Origin of the sequence: Ruegeria sp. R13_0 (assembly GCF_017743995.1) — a bacterium.
GTDB lineage: Bacteria > Pseudomonadota > Alphaproteobacteria > Rhodobacterales > Rhodobacteraceae > Ruegeria.
On the sequence record NZ_JAGHRB010000026.1, the window covers coordinates 13,616 to 34,799 of the forward strand.

Here is a 21,184-nt window from a genome sequence, read left to right on the forward strand (position 1 = left end):
TTTATCTTTGGGTGGGACGGCACCTTTGTGCCGCCCCTATTCGACCTAGGCGCTGCGATAGAGCTTGGTCATCGAGAATTCACGATGGCCAAGCGCTTCGGCGGCTGTGTTGCGGCCATTGGCGGTGCGGCGGATCATGTCGATCAAGGCATCGCCCGCTTCGTCAATGGTCTGTTCCCGGCGCAGGATGCCTGAAACGTCTACGTCCACGTGCTCGCCCATCGTACGCACGGTCCGAGGGTTCGCGGTGATCTTGATGACCGGAACAATCGGGTTGCCCACCACATTGCCTTGACCGGTGGGGAAGGTGTGGATGACAGCGCCACCGGCTGCCATCAGGGTTACGCACTCTGCCGCAGCGGACGAGCTGTCCATGAAGTACAGCCCCGCGCCCGAGCTTGGCGCTTCGGCGGCGTCGAGGATGTCGATATATTGTGAGGTCCGACCGATCTTTTCGAGGTTGCCCAGGGCTTTTTCCTCAATCGTGGTCAAACCGCCTTCGATGTTGCCTTTGGTCGGCTGGGAATCCGACAGGTCATCGGTCTGATGCGCAAAGATCACGTCGTCCTGATAGGCTTTCCACATCTTGTACCAACGCTCACCCACTTCTTCGTTGATTGCGCGTTTCTGGCAGATGTGCTCAGCGCCCGTAATCTCCGAAGTCTCACCGAAAAAGCCAGTGATGCCCTCGGGCAGCAGCTTGTCGTACATATTGCCAACCGTCGGGCAGGACCCCAGGCCGGTGGTGGTGTCGGACTCACCGCATTTGGTTGAGATCCACAGCTCGTTCAGCGCGCATTCCTCGCGCTGAAACTCCGAAGTCAGATGCACGAATTCCTTTGCGGCCCAGCTGGCCTGACGGATGGTTTCAAAATCGCCCTTCTGTTCGATCGAGAATTCGGCCACAGGTTTGCCGGTTTCGCGAATGCCGTCCGCAATCCGTTTGGTCCAACCGGGCTCAATGCCGATCACGACAACAGCGGCCACATTAGGGTTCGCCCCTGTTCCAATCATGGTCCGGAAATGCAGCTCCAGATCCGCGCCAAATTGCAGGCGGCCATAGGCATGCGGGATGGCCAGTGTGCCTTTGACGTTATTGGCAACGGCTTCGCATGCTGCGTTCGAGATATCGTCGACCGGCAGGATTACCACGTGGTTTCGAACGCCGACACGGCCATTCTCACGACGGTAAGCATGCACAGACATATTTTTGAAATCGAGTGCCATGAGACGGGCTCCTTACCAGCGCTTCGTTTTGCAGTTGTGGGTGTGGACGTGGCCGCCCTTGGGGATGTCGGCGATGATCTTGCCGATGTCCTCGCCGTATTTGATCGCGGTATCTCCGTCCTTGAAGTCTTTCAGCGCGATCTTGTGGCCGATCGGCACATCAGCGCCCGATGTCAGACGGAAGGTCGAATTGTCATGGGTTACGCAGACCAGCATATCGGTGCCGGCCGTCAGGCCCTCGACCACCACAACACCGACATTGTCGGCATGTTCGTGGACGAGCAAGTGGGGGATTTCAGCCATTTGTAGTCTCCTCAGGCGTCAGGTTTTAGAATGATTTTCGGGGCCGCGACTCGCCCTGCCAGAATGTCCTCGAAGGCATGCGCGCCATCTGACAACGGGCGGCTTTCCACCCAGTCCAGCGCGCCCAGCCTGCCCTCGAACATGGCGGCGGCGGTGTCGCGGAAATCTTGTGCGGTATAGGTGTAGGTGCCGATAAAAGTGATCTCTTGCAGGGTCATGCGACGCACATCCAAACCGCCTGTGTCTTCACCCAGGCCGATGTGCAGAACCACACCTCCGGGCTTGGCAGCTGCAGAAGCAGCCACCCTTGTTGCCGCAAATCCAACAGCGTCGACAACAACAGGGAATTCGCCCTGAACCTCCTTGGCGACCCGCATTCCGCAGGTGGCGGCGAGGTATTCTCGACGGATGTCATTTCTCTCGACGATTACAACTTCCTCAAAGTCCATCGCTTGCAGGGACAAAGCGGCGGCCACTCCAATCGCGCCGCCACCAATCATAAGCGCTTGGCGCGGTTCCGATGGATGCAGCGCCTCAACGCCAAGTCGGGCCGCATGCCAGCCGACGGCGATGGGTTCGGCCAGCGCTGCTTTGGCCAGTGAAACATCGTCAGGAACTGCGACCAGATTGGCTTCGGGGATCCGCACAAGCTCGGCAAAGGCCCCCTCACGCGGGGGCATCGAGATGATCTGGCGCGTCGGGCATAGGTTTTCACGTCCGGAAACACAGGCCGGACAGGCACCGCAATTGACCAGAGGGTTGATCGTCACACGCTCACCTGCGCGGGGTCCGTCAACGATGGTGCCAGCGGCCTCGTGCCCAAGGATAAGAGGAGCCGGACGGCGGTTGTCGTGTCCCAGATAGGCATGCATGTCCGAGCCACAGATGCCCACGCATTCCACTCGGATCAGCGCCTCGCCCGGCTGTGGGGTTGGGTCCCTGGTCTCTTCGTAAGACAGGGCTTGAACGTCGGTATAAACAAGAGCTTTCATTTGGCGGTGAACCCTCCATCCAGCATCAGGATTTGGCCGGTCACGTAGCGAGAGGCTTCTGAACACAGAAAGAGCAGAGGCCCATCGAGATCTCCGAGCGCCCCGTTGCGGCCAATGCAAGTTTGGGCTGCGTTACGTTCGGCCCGTTCGGGATCCGCAAAGACCGCCGCAGTCAGTTCGGTCTCAAAAAAGCCCGGACCAATTGCATTCGCATTGATCCCCGCAGACGACCACGCTTCGGCCATGGCGCGGGTCATTTGGGCCACGCCGCCCTTTGACGCCCCATAGGGCAGCCCGTTTGGAAAAGCCCGAAAGGATTGCAGCGACGCAAAATTGAGGATCCGTCCCCAGCCTTTTGCCTTCATGGCCGGGACGAAAGCCTGGCTCAGGAAGAACGGGGCAGACAAGTTGACCGCGAGAGTCGCGTTCCAAATGTCTGGTGACAGGTCCTCGGCTGGCAGTCTGGGGTTGAGGCCCGCAGCATGAACAAGAATATCCGGCGCGCCGAACGGAGCAGCTATTTCGCGCACCAGCTCCGGTTGGTTTTCAAGATCGGCCACATCGCCAGCGACGACGGCAACGTTTCCGCCCATCTCATCGGCCCAGCTTGCCAAGGCGTCGGCGCGGCGGGCAACGCCTACCACCTGTGCACCGGACTTTGCCAAGATCGTTGCCGCTTGTTGTCCGAGGCCAGAACTGGCCCCGGTCACAACGGCCACGCGGCCGTCAACGCTGAATAATCGTGAGGAAGACAAGTGTTCTAGCCTTGCGCCGTCAGGTTGAATTCTTCGTCCGGGAAGTATTTTTTCAGGCGGATGTCAGCCGTGCGCGCGTGGCCTTCCATGCCTTCGAGACGTGCAATCCGTGCGGTCGCTTCTGCAACAGGCTTGGCACCTTCGCGGGTCGCGCGCTGCCAGGTCACGATTTTCATGTATTTGTGCACACTCAGGCCACCTGTGTAGCTGGCCGCCCCAGAGGTCGGCAGGACGTGGTTCGTGCCTGCCGCCTTGTCGCCAAAGGCCACGGTGGTTTCTTCGCCCAAAAACAGCGAGCCATAGCAGCTAAGGCGATCCAGCCACCACTCCAGGTCCTCCGCCTGAACCGTCAGGTGTTCAGGGGCATAGGCGTCAGACGTTGCGGCCATTTCCTCTCGATCCGTGCAAAGGATGACCTCCGCATAGTCGCGCCAGGCGGCGGTGGCATTGTCGCGGTTCACTTCTGGCAGATCGGCAATCAGCTCTGGCACCAGCCGCATGACCTCTTCCGCCAGGACGCGGTCATCGGTGACCAACCAGACCGGCGAGTTATATCCATGCTCGGCTTGCCCTACGAGATCGGCCGCAACCACCATCGGGTCAGCTGTTTTGTCGGCCAGGATCAGGCTGTCGGTCGGGCCTGCGATCATGTCGATACCGACACGGCCAAACAGCATCCGCTTCGCCTCAGCCACGAACTGGTTTCCCGGACCCACGAGAATATTAGCCTTGGGCAAACCAAACAGACCAAAGGTCATCGCGGCAACGCCCTGCACACCGCCCATGGCCAGGATTTTATCTGCACCACAGATATGCGCCGCATAGATGATGGCTGGCGCGATACCCACATCAGGACGCGGTGGAGAACATGCGACGATGTGCTTACAACCGGCAACTTTCGCCGTTGTAACGGTCATGATCGCGCTCGCAATATGGCTATACCGCCCGCCGGGCACATAGCAGCCTGCAGCATCCACCGGGATCGCCTTCTGACCGGCGATAAAGCCAGGCACGACCTCGGTCTCGAAATCCTTGACCGTACCCAGCTGCGCTTCGGCGAACTTCTTGACGTTGGCGTGGCTGAACTGGATGTCCTGCTTCAGCTTTTCGGGCACGAGGGCCGACGCAGCCTCAATGGCCTCAGGTGACAACAGGATTTCGCCATCGTAATTGTCAAACTTCCGGGCGTAGGCCATGGCTGCCTCATCCCCGCCGGCTTCGATTTCATCAAGAATGTCGCGGACGATTTTCTTGGTTTCCGAAGCATCGCTTTTCGAGGTCAGCGTCGCTTTTTTGAGATATTCTCTCGGCATTGATTGCTTCCTATTTGTAAATATCTGGCAGAAGAACGGTCGAGATCGTCGGCACGTAAGCGATGAACAGGGTGACGATCAGCATGAACAGGACGAACGGAATGGCGCGATAGGCGATCTTCAGGATCGACTCGCCCGTTATTCCTGCGACCACGAAAAGGTTCAGCCCCAAGGGCGGCGTGATAAAGCCAACGCCCAAAGCGGTGATCATCATGATGCAGAACTGGATCTCGTTCATGCCGATGTCATCCGCCAGCGGCTTCAGGATCGGCGCGAGGATCACGATGTTCGGCGTGGTCTCCATCACGCAGCCCGCCGCGATCAGAATGCCGACCATCATCAAGATGAGGACGAGCGGTTCGTCACTGACCGAGGTGGCGGCTGCCACAAAGCCTTGCGGGACACCAATGATGGCCAGTGCTTCGGCCAAAGGGGCCGAAAAGGCGATGATCGGCAGAATGACCCCGTTCACCTTGGCTGAACTGACCAGCATCGCTGGAAAATCGCTCAGGCTCAGAGTGCGCAGGATGAACCCCATGACGATCGTTACTACCACGGCAGTCGCACCTGCTTCGGTCGGCGTCAGTCGACCTGAAAAGATGCCGTAGAAGATGATGCCGGGCACCAGAAAGGCATACCAACCGGACTTCAGGGCTTTGCCTAGCCGCGAGAAGTACTCGCCCATACTGATGTTGCCACCACCTTCCCAGCCCTTGAGGCGGTTCATGATGATGTTGGTGGCAAGAATGGACAGAAGGATCGCAATGCCGGGGATCAGAGCGGCCAGAAACAGTGTCGAGGCAGAAATCCCCAAAACAAGGCCGATGATGATATAGGCGATCGATGGCGGGATAAGGATACCGGTACAGGCACCCGCAGCAACAAGCGCACAGGCATATGGCCGGGGGTAGCCGGATTCGACCAGTCGGTCGATCGTCATACGGCCAACGGCTGCGGCCCCTGCGGCGTCCGAGCCCGAAATCGCGGCGAACATCCCGCAGACAAGCACCGTGGCCGACCCAAAGCCGCCCTTGGCGAATTGCGTTAGAGCCTCGGCCACATCAAGGAATTTTCGACTGAGCCCGGTTCTGACGAGGACGTCGCCCGTTAAGATGAACAGCGGTACAGCCGTCAGCGCGAAAAAGTCGATGCCAGAGAACAGCTTTTCCCCGACGAGGCTCAAAGGCAGAGCCCCTGACCAGACAAGCATCAGGATCGCGGCGGAACCGATGGCGGCCCAGACGGGAACGGCAAGCGCGACAAGGACGACGAACAGGATGACTGGGCCATAAAAATCCCAGCCGAGGATAACGGATTGATCGAGTTGGTTCCAAAGCATGTCCAGCCCCCTCAGTCGAACAGTTTGTCACCTTCGTAGACGGGGCGACCCGCACGAAGGTCCGCGATGTCGCGGAGGATGGATTGGAAGAGGCGCAGCAGAACCAGTGCGAAACCGATTGGAACGGCCATCAGGAACCAGACGCGGCTGATGCGCAGACCGTCTGTAACAGATCCGAATTTCGCGGAAACGTGGACTGTTTCGTAGGAATAGTAGAGCGCCACGACCGACACGGCGACCATCACAAAATCCCCAAAGAGATACAGCAGCGCCTTAATCCGCGGGCTGACATAGTGCATGATCACGTCAATGCGGATATGTCCGCGTTCACGAACCGCAGCTGCAGCGCCGATCCATGCGAGGTAGATGAACGAGTACCGGACGATTTCCTCGCCCCAGATCGAGGAATAGGACAACAACTCGCGCCGAAGCACTTCGATGAACATCGTCGCCACCAGCATCGTGTAGAACACGAGCAGCAGCCAGCGCTCGGCATTCCGGTTCAGTTCTTGCAGTATTCGTTGCATGCAATCCTCCCGTTCACCGGCACCTCAAGGGCAGCCGGCAGCCGGTTTTCCAAGTTGTCGTCAAATCTGTGGGGCGGCAGTTTTGCGCCGCCCCTGAAACGCAACGAGGCGTATCAAGCGTCGTGGACGTAATAGCGCCCTTTCGTGCCAGCCGCTTCTTCAAGCTTGGCAAAGTTGTCCATGGAACCGGCCAGCTCGACCTTGAATTCGTCCCAATCGGACAGTTGGTACCCACCAGCGGCTTGCCATTCTGCCAGCTGATCCTCGCTCAGGCTGTGGAACTCGACACCTGCTTTGCGCAGTTCCGCCATTGCGTAGGTGCGTGCAGATGGAACCTTGGCCAGGTTCTGATGCGAGGTCAGCTCGCCCGCGAACTCGATGCCTTCCTGCACATCTGCCGGTAGCGAGTTGAACCATTCCAGGTTCATCGAGTAAATCTGGCTGTCCGGCACCGCTTGGGTAAAGGTGACATGGCTTAGGATGTCCTTGAAGCCAAACACAAAGAGCGCACCAACCGACGGGTCAAGAGCATCCGCCACGCCCTGCTTGATCGCCGAAGGCGTTTCGCCCCATGCCACCGGAGTCGGGTTCGCGCCGACCATGCGATAGTATTGCTGCAGCATCTTCGAGCCGGGCACGCGGAACTTGACCCCAGCCATGTCGCCGGGCGTGATCACGGCGTTTCCGCCCTTGCGCACGGCTACAACACGCGGGTCGATATTGATGTAGAAAAGCGCTTTGAAACCTGCCGCTTCAATCTTGGGATGTACTTCGGCTTTCCACGCATCCGAGGTCACAAGGTTGGTGAAGCGCTGGTTCGAGCCGCAGAAATAGGGCATATTGATTAGGTCAGCCGCACTCGCATAGGGCGCGAAGTTCGACAGGGAATGCTGCGCACATTGGATCGTGCCTGCCTGCACTGCCTGCACCAACGCGCCACCGGCACCCAGCTGACCGCCCGGTGCCAGCTTGACATAGACCTTGCCGTTGGTGGCGTTCTGGATGTTCTCCTTCAGGTCCAGCTGCATGATCGGATAGCTGCGCGATGCACCAAGGACATAGGCTGTCGCAAGGGTCATCGTGAATTCCGCTGTATCCTCGCGCTCACGCTCTTCCTTGGCGGTCTGTGCCGCGGCCTCGGTGGACCACAACGTCCCCGCAGCCCCTGCAACCAACGCTGCGGTGAAGCTACCGCTTCCTGCCAGCTTCAAGAAGTTCCGGCGTGACGCCGAAGCCAATTCCTGCTTTTCACGATCCATGTTTTCCTCCCTATGGGTCATGTCATTTATTGTTTTTTTGATTTTGCAGCCGCCTCTTTCCTTAGCGTGACGACAACGAATGCGAGCGATGCCGCGAACAGCAGCACCATCTCGCCGACGTCGCCCAGGAATTGGCCGTAGCCAAATGCGCCCGCGACGACGTTGATCAGGAACGCCAGAAAAAGCGCAATGGCCGCGAAAATGAACATTGCCAAATCCCCCCTTCTCCGATTCGAGGTTACTGTAAGCGCTTACATTTTGCATTGCAAGCGCTTACACTGTACCTAGAAGGGCACCCTAGTTGACCCGGCATTCCGAAGGGCGCAAATGGAGCGCCAAAACCACGAGTGTATTAAGGTAGATGACGAAGGCACCTTTTCCAGACGAGCCAAGCCGGACGTCACCGACGCTGGAAGACGTTGCGCAACGTGCAGGCGTTTCAACGGCCACGGTGTCAAGGTGCCTCAACAATCCCAAAATGGTGTCCGAAAAGACGCGCGAACGAGTTCTGAGCGCGGTCAAAACACTTGGCTATACACCGAACTTTGGGGCTCAGGCCCTTGCAGCAAAGCGCACCAGAACCTTTGGCGCAATAATCCCGACGATGGAAAACGCCATATTCGCACGTGGCCTCCAAGCTTTTCAGGAAGAACTTCAGAGGCATGGCATAACCCTCCTTGTCGCCAGCTCTTCATATAACCCTGAGCTTGAAGAAGAGCAGATCCGCAGCCTCGTGGCACGCGGTGCGGATGCGCTCTTGCTGATTGGCTTTGACCGGACCCCACAGGTTTACGAGTTCCTTAAGAAACAACGGATCCCGTGTGTGGTTGCCTGGGTCTATGATTCCAACCAAACGCACCTGTCCATCGGGTTCGACAACCGAAGCGCCATGCGTGCGCTGACCGAGCAGGTACTCGACCTGGGACATCGCGCCATCGCCTTCGTCACGGCAGAGAGGGACGGCAATGACCGGGCTCGGTTGCGCTGTGAGGGCGTGGAACAAGCGATGTTGTCTCGGAACCTTGATGTCGGCAATTTGCACGTCATCGAAACGCCCTATTCGATCGACAACGGAGCCCGCGCCCTTGAGGCAGCGATGGAATTGGACCCGAGGCCGACTGCAATCCTATGCGGCAACGATGTTCTTGCCGCCGGTGCTCTCAGGCAGGCCCGGAAGATGGGCCTTGAAGTGCCTCGGGATGTCTCCATCACCGGTTTTGATGACATTGAAATAGCAGAGATCGTAACACCGACCCTGACAACGGTTCATGTTCCCCATCGAAACATGGGTAAAGGGGCCGCGCGTATGCTGGTCGCTTTGCGCAAAGGTGAGGATGCGGGGTCAAGTGTACAGCTTGAAGCCACGACAAAGATACGCGAGTCACTCGGGCCTGCACCCCAGGCCTAGGACACATGGCCACTAGTTGACCCGAGCTACCTCTAAAGCATCCGGCCCACCCAGTAAGGGCAGGCCGGACAGGTTATTGTGAGTGGATGGTCTTAGTCGTACAGAACCGCCGAGATTTTTGGGTCGTCGATATTCGAGGCATCATAGTAGTAGAAGCCTGTGTCGATCAGGGCCGGCACTTCTTTACCGTTCAGGGCCGAAACGGCGGCTTTTACGGTTTCATAGCCGATACCAACCGGGTTCTGCGTGATCGCACCAGCCATCAGGCCGCTTTTGATCGCGTCCTTCTGTGCCTTGCCGCTGTCATAGCCGATGATGACCAGACCTTCGGTGCCCAGTTCCTGAACGCCATTCACAACACCGATGGCTGAGCCTTCGTTGGTGCCGAAGATACCATTCAGATCCGGGTTTGCAGTCAGGATTGCCTTGGTTACCTCGGTCGATTTCAGGTGATCGCCCTGACCGTATTGAACCGTGACAACTTCGATGTCCGGGTATTTCTCGGCGATACGGTTTACAAACCCGTCGCGGCGGTCGATCCCCGTGCGACTGGTCTGGTCATGCGCTACAACGGCAACTTTACCCTTGCCGCCAATCTTCTCAGCCATCTTATCCGCTGCCAGACCGGCCGCAGCGAGGTTGTCTGTGGTTGCGGTCGAAAGCGGGATGTCGCTGTCGACGCCACTGTCAAAGGCGATGATTGGAATACCCTTGTCATTGGCCTGTTTCAGCAGCGGGATCGCCGCTTGGCTGTCCAGCGCGGCAAAGCCGATGGCTTTGGGATTATTGGCCAGGGCTGCTGCCAGCATGTCGATCTGACGGTCCACCATGGTTTCGTTGTCCGGGCCTTCGAAAGTGATGGTGACATCAAACTCATCCGCTGCCTGCTCGGCCCCGGACTTCACCGCCTGCCAGAACTGGTGCTGGAAGCCTTTGGACACCAGCGGGATATAGATTTCTTCGGCAGCCGCCATCGAGGCGGGACCTGCCAGGGTGGCCGCACTCAGCGCCCCCAGAATGAAACGACGTGAAAACATGTTTTCTCCTCCACAGTTGGTCGTTTTCTATTTTGTTATTCTCAGCCGGATTTTTTGCGCCGTGCCATGTCGGCATAGACGGCCAGAATGATGATTGCGCCGGTGACAACCGTCTGCCACTCCTGCGCGACGGACAGGACCCGCAGCCCGTTGGTCAGCACCGCCATGATCAGGGCGCCGATCAAGGTACCTAGGATCGTGCCGCGACCGCCCGAGAGCGATGTGCCGCCGATGACAACCGCCGCGATGGCCTCCAGCTCATACCCCAGGCCCAAAGCAGGCTGAGCCGAGTTCAGACGCGAGGCGATCAGGATGCCGCCGATGCCGCAGATCGCTCCGGCCAGCGCGTAGATGCGGATCTTCCACATATCGGTGTTGACGCCCGACAGGCGTACGGCCTCTTCGTTCGACCCCAGCGCAAAAGTATAGCGGCCCAGAACTGTGCGGCTGAGGATATACGAGGCGGCGATTGCGACGATGAACAGGATCAGCACGCCATTGGGGATGGGCAGCGCGGGGAAAACCTCTCCGATCAGCGACCCGCGCGAGATCTGGTCAAAGCCCGGCGTGTCGTTGAAGTAGATTGGTCGCGTCCCCGAGATCACCAGCGAGAGACCCTTGAGGATCAGCATCATGCCGAGTGTGGCGATGAAGGGTGGGATTTTCATTTTGGCGACGAATGTCCCCGAACACAGGCCACAAAACGCACCCGCCGCGATTGCGGCTGCAACGCCTAATAGCAACGGCATGCCCAGATAGGTCAGCACCACCCCCGCGATCACTGCGCAGAAGGTCATCAACGTGCCCACCGACAGGTCGATCCCGCCGGTGATGATCACCAAAGTCGCGGCCACCGCTAGCACCCCGTTGACCGAAGTCGCCTGCAAAATCGCAATCATGTTCGAGGTTTGCATGAAGTTCGGCGATGCGATCGAAAAGCCGATCAGCAGCGCGATCAAGCTCGCGAAGGCCAGCATTTTCTGGTAGGCGCCGCTTTCCGACAAACCCCCCAGGGGCTTTTTCTTGTCGATATCCGTAGCTGTGGTCATTGCATTGTCCCCGTTACCTGCATCGCCGCCGCCCGTTGCGTGGCCAGATGCATGATGTCTTCTTGTGTGGTGTCTTTGCCGCCGGGCAGAATGCCGGTCAGCCGGCCTTCGCACATTACGGCGATACGGTGGCTGAGGCGCATGATCTCGGGCAATTCGGACGAGATCACGATGATCGTCTTGCCCTGCTCAGCCAGCTCCTCGAGCAGTTTGTAGATTTCGGACTTCGCGCCTACGTCGATGCCCCGTGTGGGTTCATCGAAGATCAGGATATCGCAATCGCGCAGCAGCCATTTGGCGATGACCACCTTTTGCTGATTGCCCCCCGAGAGCAGCCGAACCTCTTGCACATCCGATGGTGTCCGGATGCCCAGCTGCGCGATATAGCCCTTGGCGGTGGTGCTGATTTCACTGTCGTTCAGAACGCCGCCGGTGCTTGTGAAAAGATCCATCGAGGCCAGCGCGATATTGTCCCGCACATTCATCCCCGTGGCGAGGCCGAAATGTTTGCGATCCTCAGACAGATACCCGATCCCGGCCTTCACCGCGTCGGTGGGCGATTTGATCGAGACCACCTGACCATGCACCCGGATTTCTCCGGCATCTTTTGGATCAGCGCCGAAGATCGCTCGTGCGACCTCGGTCCGGCCAGCGCCCATCAATCCTGCGAAGCCGAGTATCTCGCCTTTCTGAACCGAAAAGTTGACATCTTGAATTTCTTTACTGCGGCTCAGGCCCGTGACTTGCAGTGAAACCTCTGCATCGCCCAGATCAGGCACATCCAGAGGTTCCTCGTTCACCTCGCGCCCCACCATCATTGCGATGATCTGGCTGATCGGGGTCTCTGCGGCCCCCACCGTGCCGACATATTCCCCGTCGCGCATGACCGTGACCCGGTCCGAGATCTGCTTCAGCTCATCCATTTTGTGGCTGATATAGACGATGCCCACACCTTCCGCCTTGAGGCGGCGGATGATCACGAACAGCTCGGCGATTTCGGCGTCGTTCAGGGCGGCAGTCGGCTCATCCATGATCAGAACTTTCGACCGGAAGGACAAAGCCTTGGCGATCTCGACCATCTGCTGTTTTGCAATGGTGAGGCTGCCGACCAGAGCCTTGGGGTCGAGGTTCAGGTTCATCGAGGCGAAGATCTCGGCCGTCTGCGCATTCAGCGCGGCTTCGTCGAGACGGCCAAAGCTTTTGCGCGGTTCGCGTCCGATGAAGATATTCTGCGCGACGGTCAGGTCATTCATCAGGCTCAGTTCCTGATGGATGATGCCGATGCCCAGATCCTGCGCCTCGCGCGGGGTGGTTGGGCTAACGGATTTCCCCTCGATCACCAGATCGCCGCCGTCACGCTGATAAATCCCAGACAGGATCTTCATCAGCGTGCTTTTCCCGGCACCGTTCTCGCCCATCAGCGCGTGAACTTCACCCGGAAACAGATCGAACTGCACGGATTTCAGCGCATGCACACCGGGGAAGTGCTTATCAATCCCCGTCATGTCGACCAGTTTCGTCATTTCTCCTCCCATTCTGCCCCTCTCCCCAAGGGCGGTGCGGCTTACATCACCGCGCCGATTTGCCAGGGGACGAATTCCACGCCCCCAAAGCCAAGTTCCTCACTTTTGGTTTTCTCACCTGAGGCGACACGGATCAGTATCTCGAATAGCTCTTCGCCTTTGGCTTCGATGCTGACGCCATCGGTGACGATGTCGCCGCAGTTCAGATCCATGTCTTCTGCCATCCGGGCATACATTTCCGAGTTGGTCGCCAGTTTGATGCAGGGTGTCGGCTGGTAACCCGACACCGAACCGCGGCCGGTGGTGAACACTATCAGGTTCGCGCCTGATGCCACCTGCCCTGTAACCGAGCATGGATCAAATCCGGGGCTGTCCATGAAGACGAACCCGTGTTTGTCCACCTTCTCGCCGAACTTGTAGACGTCGCGCAGCGGTGCCGTGCCGCCCTTGGCGACAGCGCCCAACGATTTCTCCAGAATAGTCGTCAGCCCGCCGCGCTTGTTGCCGGGGCTTGGGTTGTTGTCCATCTCACCGCCATTGCGCTCGGTGTAGTCTTCCCACCAGTGGATACGTTCGATAAGCTTTTCACCCACTTCGGTGGTCTCGGCGCGGCGGGTCAACAGATGCTCCGCCCCATAGATCTCGGACGTCTCGGACAGGATCGTCGTTCCGCCGTGGCGCACCAGCAGATCCGAAGCGTACCCAAGGGCCGGATTGGCCGTGATCCCGGAATACCCGTCCGATCCACCGCATTGCATTCCAACCGTGATTGTACTGATGGGTGCGGGCGCGCGCTCAGCTTGATTGGCCAGTTCGGCTATTCCCCGCAGCTCATCCAAACCGCGTTCAATCGTGCGGCGCGTGCCGCCCTCGTTCTGGATGGTCATGTAGCGCAACGCGCCGTCTGACCGGATCGGGCGTCCTCCGACAAGGTCTGCGACCTGCATGACCTCGCAGCCCAAACCAATCAGCAGGATACCCCCGAAATTCGGGTGCTGCGCGTAACCAGCCAATGTGCGGAACAGGGTAGCGTAGCCTTCATCCTTACCGGACATGCCGCAGCCCGTGCCATGCACAATGGGCACCACTCCATCGACATTGGGAAAGCTGTCCAGCAGCCCGGACTTCTCGGCCGCCTCGGCAATGAACCTTGCAACCGAGCCTGAGCAATTCACGCTGGTCAAGATACCGATATAGTTACGGGTCCCTACCCGACCGTCGGCACGGTGATACCCGTCAAACGTCCGATCCGCGCCGAGCGCTGGCAGCGGAGCATTGGCGCTGGCATGCGCATAGTCCTGCTGGTGCGCGCCCATCCCCAGATTGTGGACATGGATGTGATCCCCGGGTGCAATGTCGCTTTTGGCCTGACCGATGATCTGGCCATAACGGATGACATTTTCGCCAGCCCGAATCGGCATCGTCGCAATCTTGTGCCCGCGGGCCACGTGCGAGGTCAGAGGGGTTGGCACATGTGTCGGCTGCTCGCCCGCCTGCAAGTCACGCAGGGCAATAACAATATTGTCATCAGGGTTAAGCTGAACGACATCCCGCGCCGCCTTTTCCAGAACATTTATGCCGTCGTGTGCTTGCATCACTTCCCCGCTTGCTTGGCCCATGTTGCTAAGTGCTATATCTGCTCTTGTCAACTAACATGTTAGAATGTTAAACGATGACCATGAACAAGCTCCAAGATATTGATGCCTCTCTCCTGCCCGAGATTACGGTCACCGAAGGATCGCTGGCTCAGCGGGTTCACCACTCTTTGAAAACGGCGATTCTAGCACTGGACTTTCCGCCAGGCGCGAATCTACGGAAGGCCCCGGTTTGTGAGCGTTTAGGCGTGTCACGCGCGCCTGTTGCGGACGCCATCGCCCGACTGGCATCTGAAGGTCTGGTGGACGTAGTCCCGCAATCCGGGACGCGTGTGTCCTATTTCTCGATGGATGAGATCCGCGAAGGTGCCTTTCTGCGCGAAGCACTCGAACTAGCAACCGTCGCCAAAGTGACGCGGGACCTGACCGAAGATCAGCGTAAACGCCTGAGCCGCAATATGCGCCTGCAAGAGCTGTTGATCGAAGATGACGATGTTCCTGGCTTCTATCAGGCCGACGAAGAGTTTCACGGTATGCTAATGGACTTCACCGGTTTCCGTCACCTCGCCAACGTGGCGCAGAGTGTTTCTCTGCAGGTCAGCCGGGCGCGGATGCTGTTGCTGCCGACCCCCGGCCGGATCGCGGAAACGCTGGCAGAACACAAAGCCATTTTTGACGCGATTAGCAGCCGCGACGAACAGGCCGCTCAGGACGCCATGCGCGCCCATTTGGGACAGTTGATGCCCCGCATCGAGGAACTCCGGCTGCAAAAACCCCACCTCTTCAACCTTACCCAACAGTCGCATAGCGAGGCAGGATGACCGTTTCACAGACAGAATTGCTCAATAACCGCACCGCGCGGCCCGTTCCGCTGACCCGGATGGGATTTGGCGGTGCCCCGCTGGGAAACCTGTACCGCAAAGTGTCGGATGAGGACGCGCAGGCTGCGCTTCAGGCCGCCTACGATGCGGGCATTCGGTTCTTTGACACCGCACCGCAATACGGGCTTGGGCGGTCCGAGCGCCGCTTTGGCGAGGCGATTGCCCGCTTTGGCCGCGAGAACATTCAGCTGTCAACCAAGATCGGGCGTCTGCTGCTGGATTGCGAACCCCATGAGGTCACGCCCGAGGCCTTTGTGGACGTTCCGCAAAAACGGATCGTGTTCGACTATACCTATGACGGCGTGATGCGCTCCTACGAAGCCAGCCGTGAGCGGATCGGGGTCGCAAATGCCGACATCCTTCTGGTGCACGACGTCTGCGTCTTCAGCCAGGGCAGTCAGGATATGTCCGACGCCAAGGTGCGTGAGCTGTTCGACGGCGGTGGCTACAAGGCGTTGGTTGAGCTGCGCGACGCCGGAGAGATTGCCGCCATCGGCGCTGGTGTGAACGAATGGCAGGTGTGTGAAAGGCTGCTGGGTCTGGGTGATTTCGACGGCTTCCTGCTAGCCGGCCGCTACACGCTGCTTGAGCAAGAGGCATTGGACAGTTTCCTGCCCCTTTGTGAAAAGCGCGACGTAGGGATCATTCTGGGCGGGCCCTACAATTCCGGCATCCTCGCCACCGGAGCCGTGCCGGGTGCAAAATACAACTACGCCGATGCGCCCGAGGACATACTGGCGCGCGTTCGTAAGATCGAGGCCGTTTGCGCGGCACACGACACCCCTCTGATCGCGGCGGCCCTGCAATTTGTTCTGGGCCATCCGTGCGTCAAAACAGTCGTGCCGGGCGCTGTCAGCGCAGCCGAAGTGCAATCCAACGTGGCCTTGCTAGAGCGGGAAGTACCCCCAGGCCTCTGGTCTGATCTGCGCTCCGAGGGGTTGATTCGTCCTGATGCACCGCTTCCGTGTGAGGCCGCCGATGCTGCGTAACATCGACCCCCTTCTGTCGCCCAGCCTGCTCCATGCGCTTAGGGCTATGGGGCACGGCGATGAAATCGTGATCGCGGATGCGAACTTTCCCGGCACAAGCACCGGCCCGGAATGTATCCGAGCGGATGGCTCAACCGCCAGTGAGGTGCTGCGGGCTGTGCTGTCCGTAATGCCTCTGGATACATTCGTGACCGACCCGGCCCTGACCATGCAGGTGGTCGGTGATCCGGACGCAATTCCCGAAGCCGTCGCCGATTTTCAGGACATAATCGACGCGACAGCGGACAACCCCGCCAAGGTTCAGGGGCTTGAGCGGTTCGCCTTCTATGAGCGTGCGGCAACCGCGTTTGCCATCGTGCAAACGGGTGAGCGTAGACTCTATGGCAATATCATCCTGAAAAAGGGCGTGATCGGATGAAGATAGACGCGCATCAGCACTTCTGGGCCGTGGCGCGGGGCGACTATGGTTGGCTGACGCCTGATTTGGACGTGATCTACCGCGACTTTACCCCCGATGAGCTGGCCCCGATGCTGAAAGACGCTGGAATTGAAGGCACAGTGCTGGTGCAGGCGGCACCAACGGTGGCCGAGACGGAATATATGCTGTCCCTGGCCGACGAGACCTCATTTATCAAAGGTGTTGTAGGTTGGGTCGATTTCGAAGTCCCGGATGCAACGACCCAGATCGCTGCGTTGGATGCGCACCCAGCGCTGGTTGGGCTTCGTCCGATGATTCAGGACATTGCCGACCCGCTCTGGATGCTGGGCGACGCTCTTACTCCGGCCTTTGCTGAACTTACAACGCGAGGTCTGACGTTCGACGCATTGACCTTGCCGCAGCATCTGAGACCGCTCAGAAAGCTAGTGTCACGTCATCCGGACATGAAGGTTGCCATTGATCACGGCTCCAAGCCGCTGATCCGGGACGCAAAACTCGAGGGGTGGGCCGAGGATATGGCAGCGCTGGCCCGTGACACCAACGCATGGTGCAAACTGTCCGGCCTTGTCACCGAAGCCGCATCCGATTGGACAGTCGATGATCTCCGCCCCTACGTGGACCACCTTCTAAACACCTTTGGCCCGTCCCGCCTGATTTGGGGCAGCGACTGGCCGGTTTGCACCTTGGCCAGCAGTTATGAACGCTGGCTGGAAACTACGGACCTTTTGCTGAGCCAGCTCAGCAACTCCGAACGAGATGCCGTCATGGGTGGCAACGCCGCGCGGGCCTATAACCTCAGGGATTGATATGACTCTACCAAATCTGGACTCCAACGGGCTGTGGCTCGGACGTATTGAGCGCCCTGGGATTGGCCCCTGCGTTGTGACCCTGCGGGATGGCCGCGTGGTCGACATCACGTCGAAAACTGCGCCAACCGTTCGGGATATTCTCGAGCGGGACGACACAGCGAACTACGTCCGTGCGGCGCAGGGCGAAGACCTTGGCTCGTTTGACGCGGATCACCAGTGGCTCGCGCCGTGTGATTTGCAATCGGTCAAAGCCTGCGGTGTCACATTTGCCGGTTCCATGGTCGAGCGCGTGATCGAGGAACAGGCCGCAGGCGATCCGGCCAAAGCCGACGCGATACGGTCGCGCATCGGCGCGCGTATTGGCGACAGCCTGTCCAATATCACGCCCGGCTCAGATGAGGCCGCCAAGGTCAAAGAGGCGTTGATCGAAGAAGGCCTCTGGAGCCAATACCTCGAGGTCGGGATCGGACCAGATGCCGAGGTATTCTCCAAAGCGCAGGTTTTGTCTTCGGTCGGCGCGGGCGCGGATATCGGGCTGCACCCGATTTCCACCTGGAACAACCCCGAACCCGAGGTGGTTCTGGCCGTAACCTCACGCGGTGAAATCAAGGGCGCGACGCTGGGCAACGATGTGAATCTGCGCGATGTCGAGGGGCGCTCGGCCCTGCTGCTCAGCAAGGCCAAGGACAACAACGCCTCATGCGCGATCGGCCCAATGATCCGGCTGTTCGACGATGGCTTCACCCTCGACGACGTGCGCAAGGCCGAGTTGACGCTGACTGTCACCGGACCCGATGGGTTTGTTCTGAATGGCGCGTCTTCGATGTCCCAGATCAGCCGCGATCCTGCGGATCTTGTGAAACAGACCATTGGACGCCACCACCAATATCCGGACGGGCTGATGTTGTTTCTGGGCACGCTCTTTGCCCCAACCCAGGACCGCGACACGCCCGGAGGCGGCTTCACACATAAACTGGGCGATATCGTTACCATCGCCAACAGCCAGCTTGGGGCACTGACAAACACGGTGCGCCTGTCCACGGAATGCCCTGAATGGAGTTTCGGGGCCTCACACCTGATGCGAAACCTCGCCCAACGCGACCTGCTTTAAGAGAGAACCAACATGTTAACCGGAAAACACCTGATCGCTGGCGAATGGGTCGGCGCAGACGCCACATTTACATCGGAACCTGCCCATGGCCCCAGCCATGACTTTGCCGCTGGCACGCCCGCATTGGTCGACCGTGCCGTAGACGCCGCCGAGGAGGCTTTTGCCTCTTTCGGGTGGTCGACCCGGGCCGAGCGGGCCGCCTTGCTGCGCAAGATCGCCGACGAGATTGACGCACGCGGCGATGCAATCACGGAAATCGGAACGCAAGAAACCGGCCTGCCCGAGGCCCGTTTGCAAGGCGAACGTGGCCGCACCGTCGGTCAGCTGCGTCTGTTCGCCGATCACATTGAGGCGGGCGACTATCTGGACATGCGTCACGATCCGGCCATGCCCGACCGCGCCCCCCTGCCCCGCCCCGACCTGCGCATGATCCAGCGTCCTCTGGGGCCAGTGGCCGTGTTCGGCGCGTCCAACTTCCCGCTGGCCTTCTCGGTCGCGGGGGGCGATACGGCCGCTGCTTTGGCCGCAGGTTGTCCTGTCGTTGTCAAAGGCCATTCGGCGCATCCGGGCACGGGTGAAATCGTCGCGCAGGCAATCGACGCCGCGATCAAGGCGACAGGCGTTCATCCCGGAGTGTTCTCTTTGGTGCAAGGTGGCAAGCGGGACGTTGGGACGCGTCTGGTGCAGCATCCTCTGATCCGAGCGGTTGGGTTTACCGGCAGCCTTGCTGGTGGTCGCGCCCTGTTCGACCTGTGCGCTCAACGCGATGAACCAATCCCGTTCTTCGGTGAGCTTGGCTCGGTCAATCCAATGTTCATCCTGCCGCAAGCCGCCGCCGCGCGCGGTGCCGAGATCGGGACCGCCTGGTCTGGTTCATTGACCATGGGAGCTGGTCAGTTCTGCACCAATCCCGGCATCGCGGTTATCATTGACGGCCCCGAGGCAGATGCATTCCAGTCTGCCGCCGCAGCTTGCCTGTCCGCCATAGCAGAGCAAACCATGCTAACCGATGGCATCGCCGAAGCCTACCGGCAGGGGGTTTCGCGTGTCGCAGCGGGCACCGGAGTCACTCAGATCATGGGCACCAGCTGCGCGACGCGTGATGCGGCCGCCTACTTGTTCACGGTGTCCGGCGATGACTGGCTGGCCGATCACAAACTGCAAGAAGAGGTCTTTGGCCCGCTCGGCATCGTTGTCCGCGTCCGCGACTCAGCTCAAATGCAGCAGATTGCACGCGCCATCGAAGGCCAGCTGACCTGCACGTTGCATCTGGACCCGGGCGACAAGCCCGACGCACAGGCGTTGCTGCCACTGCTGGAGCGGAAAGCCGGGCGCTTGCTGGCCAACAGCTTCCCCACAGGGGTCGAGGTCTGCGACAGCATGGTTCACGGCGGTCCTTACCCGGCCTCGACAAATTTCGGCGCGACATCGGTTGGCACTCTGTCGATCCGTCGTTTCCTGCGGCCGGTATGCTACCAGGACATTCCCACTGACCTGCTTCCCGAGGATGTTTAACGCTGCAGGATGCGCCTTGCGGGCGATGTCAGCAGAAATACCATCGAACAGCCGTTTGCCCTTGGCGGCGGCTGAACGATCCAAGCAACGAAGGAACTCGATATGAAACTGCTCCGTTATGGCCCGAAGCGCGCTGAGAAACCTGCACTGCTGGATGCTGAAGGTACGATCCGCGATCTCTCGGGGGAGGTTAGCGACATTTCGGGCGAAGCGCTGGGGGATGAAACGCTTGCACGGTTGCGGGCGATTGATCCCGGCACGCTGCCAAAGGTCGAAGGCACCCCCCGAATTGGCGCCTGCGTCGGTCAAGTGGGAAAGTTCATCTGCATCGGTCTGAATTACGCCGATCACGCCACCGAAAGCGGTATGGAGCTGCCGCAAGAGCCGGTGATCTTCTTCAAGGCCACCTCAGCGATCATTGGCCCGGACGATACCGTCGAAATTCCGCGCGGCTCGGTCAAAACTGATTGGGAGGTCGAACTGGGCGTCGTCATCGGTAAAGAGGCCAAGTATATCTCGGAAAAAGAAGCGCTGGATCATGTGGCCGGATATTGCGTCGTCAACGACCTGTCCGAGCGTGATTTTCAGCTGCACCGCTCGGGGCAGTGGGTCAAAGGCAAGTCCGCCGACACCTTCGGCCCCATCGGCCCTTGGATGGTGACACGGGATGAGATCTCGGACCCGCAGAACCTGCCGATGTATCTTGAGGTGAACGGGCACCGGTATCAGGACGGCTCGACCAGAACGATGCATTTCGGTGTTGCGACGGTGATCTCGCACCTGTCGCAGTTCATGTCATTGCAACCGGGCGATGTGATCTCTACCGGGACGCCTCCCGGCGTTGGCATGGGGCAGAACCCGCAAACCTATCTGAAGCCAGGCGACCGCATGGAGCTTGCGATCGAAGGGCTGGGCGTGCAACGGCAAAGTGTCGTCGCCGGATAACCGACGGTGCCCTTTCTACGGGGTCCTACTCTATCAACAAAAAAGCGCCGCCCTTTTTGGGCGGCGCTTGGATTGTTTGGGATTAGGTGTGTTTATTCCGCAGCCTGCGTTGTGGCGGCGTGTTTGTCACGTTGGCCATCGCGGAACAGCGCCTTGGCGAGGGAGACC

General features: G+C 59.4%; 21 protein-coding genes. 8 read left to right on the plus strand and 13 right to left on the minus strand.

The window, feature by feature from the left end:
• Positions 1–45: 45 nt before the first annotated feature.
• The 9 genes from J7394_RS21545 to J7394_RS21585 all read right to left on the minus strand — a co-directional run bounded on the left by J7394_RS21545 (position 46) and on the right by J7394_RS21585 (position 7,924).
• Positions 46–1,227 (minus strand): UxaA family hydrolase, encoded by a 1,182-nt coding sequence (locus J7394_RS21545; protein WP_209256030.1) that lies wholly within the window; start codon positions 1,225–1,227, stop codon positions 46–48.
• A 12-nt stretch (positions 1,228–1,239) separates the two neighbouring features.
• A complete protein-coding gene (locus J7394_RS21550; protein WP_170378184.1) occupies positions 1,240–1,530 on the minus strand; it encodes a UxaA family hydrolase in 291 nt (96 codons plus the stop codon).
• Between the two features lie 11 nt (positions 1,531–1,541).
• Complete coding sequence (locus J7394_RS21555) at positions 1,542–2,522, minus strand: zinc-binding dehydrogenase (protein WP_209256031.1); 981 nt, start codon at positions 2,520–2,522, stop codon at positions 1,542–1,544.
• Positions 2,519–3,241, minus strand: coding sequence for an SDR family NAD(P)-dependent oxidoreductase (locus J7394_RS21560; protein WP_371812131.1), 723 nt, complete (start codon positions 3,239–3,241; stop codon positions 2,519–2,521). Before J7394_RS21560 ends, J7394_RS21555 begins: the two co-directional genes overlap by 4 nt.
• Positions 3,242–3,282: 41 nt before the next feature.
• A complete protein-coding gene (hisD, locus tag J7394_RS21565; protein WP_209256033.1) occupies positions 3,283–4,590 on the minus strand; it encodes a histidinol dehydrogenase in 1,308 nt (435 codons plus the stop codon).
• A 10-nt stretch (positions 4,591–4,600) separates the two neighbouring features.
• Positions 4,601–5,929: a TRAP transporter large permease gene (locus J7394_RS21570; protein ID WP_170643943.1), complete on the minus strand. Its 1,329-nt coding sequence runs from the start codon at positions 5,927–5,929 to the stop codon at positions 4,601–4,603.
• 11 nt (positions 5,930–5,940) lie between these two features.
• The gene (locus J7394_RS21575) at positions 5,941–6,456 is read right to left on the minus strand and encodes a TRAP transporter small permease (protein ID WP_170378174.1); all 516 of its coding nucleotides are present in this window, start codon (positions 6,454–6,456) and stop codon (positions 5,941–5,943) included.
• Positions 6,457–6,569: 113 nt separating this feature from the next.
• Complete coding sequence (locus J7394_RS21580) at positions 6,570–7,715, minus strand: TRAP transporter substrate-binding protein (RefSeq protein WP_209256034.1); 1,146 nt, start codon at positions 7,713–7,715, stop codon at positions 6,570–6,572.
• Between the two features lie 26 nt (positions 7,716–7,741).
• On the minus strand, positions 7,742–7,924 hold the full coding sequence (locus tag J7394_RS21585) for a hypothetical protein (protein WP_170378170.1): 183 nt from the start codon (positions 7,922–7,924) through the stop codon (positions 7,742–7,744).
• Between the two features lie 152 nt (positions 7,925–8,076).
• Here J7394_RS21585 and J7394_RS21590 point away from each other — a divergent pair, with 152 nt between their 5' ends.
• Complete coding sequence (locus tag J7394_RS21590; RefSeq protein ID WP_209256035.1) at positions 8,077–9,123, plus strand: LacI family DNA-binding transcriptional regulator; 1,047 nt, start codon at positions 8,077–8,079, stop codon at positions 9,121–9,123.
• Positions 9,124–9,215: 92 nt separating this feature from the next.
• Here J7394_RS21590 and J7394_RS21595 read toward each other — a convergent pair whose 3' ends face one another.
• From J7394_RS21595 to J7394_RS21610, 4 genes are read right to left on the minus strand one after another with little or no spacing between them, the layout of a single operon-like run.
• Positions 9,216–10,160, minus strand: a complete 945-nt coding sequence (locus tag J7394_RS21595; protein ID WP_209256036.1) for an ABC transporter substrate-binding protein — start codon at positions 10,158–10,160, stop codon at positions 9,216–9,218.
• A 41-nt stretch (positions 10,161–10,201) separates the two neighbouring features.
• A complete protein-coding gene (locus tag J7394_RS21600; protein ID WP_170378165.1) occupies positions 10,202–11,209 on the minus strand; it encodes an ABC transporter permease in 1,008 nt (335 codons plus the stop codon).
• On the minus strand, positions 11,206–12,732 hold the full coding sequence (locus J7394_RS21605) for a sugar ABC transporter ATP-binding protein (protein ID WP_209256037.1): 1,527 nt from the start codon (positions 12,730–12,732) through the stop codon (positions 11,206–11,208). The genes J7394_RS21600 and J7394_RS21605 overlap by 4 nt, the downstream gene beginning before the upstream one ends.
• A gap of 41 nt (positions 12,733–12,773) precedes the next feature.
• Positions 12,774–14,327, minus strand: a complete 1,554-nt coding sequence (locus J7394_RS21610) for a UxaA family hydrolase (RefSeq protein WP_209256038.1) — start codon at positions 14,325–14,327, stop codon at positions 12,774–12,776.
• Between the two features lie 83 nt (positions 14,328–14,410).
• Between J7394_RS21610 and J7394_RS21615 the strand changes: the two genes are divergently transcribed.
• The 7 genes from J7394_RS21615 (at position 14,411) to J7394_RS21645 (ending at position 21,016) form a co-directional block, all read left to right on the plus strand.
• Positions 14,411–15,148, plus strand: a complete 738-nt coding sequence (locus J7394_RS21615) for a GntR family transcriptional regulator (RefSeq protein ID WP_247748361.1) — start codon at positions 14,411–14,413, stop codon at positions 15,146–15,148.
• Entirely contained in the window at positions 15,145–16,197 is a 1,053-nt protein-coding gene (locus J7394_RS21620; RefSeq protein WP_209256039.1) for an aldo/keto reductase, read from the plus strand. Before J7394_RS21615 ends, J7394_RS21620 begins: the two co-directional genes overlap by 4 nt.
• Entirely contained in the window at positions 16,187–16,615 is a 429-nt protein-coding gene (locus J7394_RS21625) for an RbsD/FucU family protein (RefSeq protein ID WP_209256040.1), read from the plus strand. The genes J7394_RS21620 and J7394_RS21625 overlap by 11 nt, the downstream gene beginning before the upstream one ends.
• Positions 16,612–17,442 (plus strand): amidohydrolase, encoded by an 831-nt coding sequence (locus J7394_RS21630; protein WP_209256041.1) that lies wholly within the window; start codon positions 16,612–16,614, stop codon positions 17,440–17,442. The genes J7394_RS21625 and J7394_RS21630 overlap by 4 nt, the downstream gene beginning before the upstream one ends.
• Position 17,443: 1 nt before the next feature.
• Positions 17,444–18,556, plus strand: coding sequence for a fumarylacetoacetate hydrolase family protein (locus J7394_RS21635; protein WP_209256042.1), 1,113 nt, complete (start codon positions 17,444–17,446; stop codon positions 18,554–18,556).
• A 12-nt stretch (positions 18,557–18,568) separates the two neighbouring features.
• Positions 18,569–20,071 carry an aldehyde dehydrogenase (NADP(+)) gene (locus J7394_RS21640; protein ID WP_209256043.1) on the plus strand — a complete coding sequence of 501 codons (1,503 nt, stop codon included), beginning with the start codon at positions 18,569–18,571 and terminating at the stop codon, positions 20,069–20,071.
• A 102-nt stretch (positions 20,072–20,173) separates the two neighbouring features.
• Positions 20,174–21,016: a fumarylacetoacetate hydrolase family protein gene (locus J7394_RS21645; RefSeq protein ID WP_209256044.1), complete on the plus strand. Its 843-nt coding sequence runs from the start codon at positions 20,174–20,176 to the stop codon at positions 21,014–21,016.
• Positions 21,017–21,184 lie beyond the last annotated feature (168 nt).